The organism is Marivita sp. (assembly GCF_051251565.1).
Lineage (GTDB): Bacteria > Pseudomonadota > Alphaproteobacteria > Rhodobacterales > Rhodobacteraceae > Marivita.
Map to the genome: position 1 here is coordinate 1 of NZ_JBPOFB010000061.1, position 2539 is coordinate 2539.

Below are 2539 nucleotides of genomic sequence, written 5' to 3' on the forward strand. Positions count from 1 at the left end.
GCGGGAGCACTCTAACTCAAGGCCACATGCTAGGTGCAGATCATCCCGCCTCAAATAACGCAACAGTCCCCTCCGAACAGACTCGTCAGTCCTCTGCGATGTACCATTCGAACTGCGGTTGATCCATCCATCCCAGGAATTGGGACACGCTGTCGACTTGATCGTCATGACGTGCATTTGGAAACAGCGTCATTTCGCGCCGGAACTCGGCCAGCCAAGGTGCCGCCGCCGGGATCAGGACCCGTCCAGCCTCGATCATGGCCGACACACTCATAAGCCTGCTCGCCTTGTCCTGTTTCGGGACGATGCCTATGGCATTGATCCCGCTGAACCTATTGAGATCCTGAAGCAGGCTCAGCCCAGAACCGGCCTGTTCTATAAGGACTCTGCTGGCATTCATGCTCGCCGACATGGTCCGGATTTGTCGATGGAGCTCCGGATACTCCAGGCGACCTCGCCAGAGATCAAGCAACCATGCGTTGGGTCTGCATACCAGCCAGCTCGTACAGACAGAGTAGTCGTTCAGTTCACCCGCACTTGAGGCTGTATCCCAGCTTTGGACAATCTCATAGGCCCCCTGTTGTTCCGGGGGAATGTCATAGGTCTTGAACCAATGCCACTTTACGATTCCACCCTCCAGTGGCGCCGGGCGCTGTTGATATTGGGCGGCATAAACATAGGACCCAAGCGTCGTTCGGTAGTCATCAAGCAAGTCGCGGGGAAGCCTTTCCGGGTGTAGCAGGTCTCCTTCCTGGCGATGGATCATCCCTCGGCGCCCAAGTTGAAAAGTCGCTGCCTCTTCAGCCACCGCCTGCAGATCAAGAAGATTCCAGCCGCCCTGATCCAGAAGCATGCCCGCCAGATCGTTCTCATGGATGCGCTGTTGGATGAGAACAATAGGCGTATTCACGGGGTCGTTGCAGCGGCTCAGCAAGGTTGAGGAATACCAGTCGAGTACACTGGTGCGCCGCGCGTCCGACTGCGCCTCGTCGGGCTTATGCGGATCGTCAATGATTATGAGATCACCGCCACGACCGGTTAGGGCACCACCAACCGAAGCCGAGTACCGGCCACCACCCCGGGTGGTCTCGAAGTCGGATCGTTTCGACCGGTTCGTCGCTATACGAGAGAGTGGGAACGCCTGCCTGAACCAGTCGGACATCATTACCTTGATACAATCGAACGCCAGTTTCTCGGCCAGACTTTCAGAGTATGAGGCCGCAAGGACGCGCATTGTGGGGTGTCTTCCGAGTATCCAGGCCACGAAGGCGATCGACGCAGATATCGACTTCAGCGACCGCGGTGGCATCGTGATTATCAGACGCCTTGTCGTGCCGAGTGCGACCTGTTCCAGCTGGTGCGCGATTGCGTCGATATGCCAGTTGTGAAGATATCTGCCAGCAGGGTCGACGGTTGCGAAGCTTCGCTGGATAAAGCTGGAAAGATCGTTGCGCAGCAACACTGAAAGTAGGTCGGTATCATTTATCTTGGTCATGATCCGAACCGGCGGCATTCCCGGTCTCTCCGAACAATTTGCACCGATCAAGAATGTCCTGCTCAAGTTTGCTCAGTTCCCGTTCACGTGAACGGGCATCGGAAGCATTGGAACTCTCCCGCGCAAAGCCGAGGATGATCTCGAGCGCCTTTTGATCACCCTTCAATGCCTTTTCCCGCAGGCGCATCAAGCTTGCCTCAACGACACTCACCGACTTCGGCTTGCCCCCCACAGTCACCGTCACCCGCGAGTACAGGATTCTTTGCAATTCTGTCTGGAAGTTTCTGGTGCCCTTGGGCCGTCCCTTCAGATTGCCAGACTGGCCCTTCTTGAACGCGCCGGACTTCGGCGGCTTGCCGTAGCCGACCTCATAATCATTTCCGCGGCTCATGTCTCGGCCGCCTCTGGTTGCTCGGCCTCAAGGGAGGACAGCGTGCGGCCGTCCGAAGCCCTGCGCGGTTCTTGTCCAGTGTCTTTTCGCCAGCGTCTCACCGCGACGTCAACGTAGGCGGCATCGATTTCCATGCCGTTAGCCACTCTTCCGGATTGCTCGGCCGCGATCAGTGTTGCACCCCCTCCCAGAAACGGATCCAAGATTAACTCTCCGCGTTTGGTCACATCAAGTATAGCGTCCCGTATCATCGACACTGGCTTGGCTGTCGGGTGCGCCGAAAGCTCGTCCATCCGTCCCTCCCGAAAGGTGTTGACGCCGGCGTAAGACCAGACATTTGTTCGATTTCGTCCGAAGCGACCGAGTTGAACATTGTTGCGGTGTTGAACCGTGCCCTTTCGGAACACGGCGATGAGTTCATGCTGAGAGCGGTACAGCGATCCCATTCCGCCGTTCGTTTTCGCCCATACACAGAGGTTCAAATAGGCATCGAAGGACCGCTGTCCGGCCTCGAGCAGTTCCGCGATGTGACGCCAGTCCATGCAGACAAACGCGATCGCGCCAGTGCGGCAGCAGTGTCTGACGTCAGCGCCTATGGGTCCAAATAGCGGTATTTGATAAGAGAGTGTTGTTGGCTCATCGTAACCACTGAG

Annotated in this window: 3 protein-coding genes; all 3 read right to left on the bottom strand. The window is 57.0% G+C overall.

What is annotated here, in order from left to right; genetic code table 11:
• Positions 1-85: 85 nt before the first annotated feature.
• Entirely contained in the window at positions 86-1495 is a 1410-nt protein-coding gene (gene terL / locus ACSHXH_RS19290; protein WP_435673424.1) for a phage terminase large subunit, read from the bottom strand.
• Positions 1479-1886, bottom strand: coding sequence for a DUF5681 domain-containing protein (locus ACSHXH_RS19295; protein WP_435673425.1), 408 nt, complete (start codon positions 1884-1886; stop codon positions 1479-1481). Before ACSHXH_RS19295 ends, terL begins: the two co-directional genes overlap by 17 nt.
• Positions 1883-2539 (bottom strand): DNA-methyltransferase (locus ACSHXH_RS19300; RefSeq protein WP_435673426.1); only part of this gene is annotated, 657 nt, incomplete at its 5' end. The genes ACSHXH_RS19300 and ACSHXH_RS19295, both read right to left, overlap by 4 nt.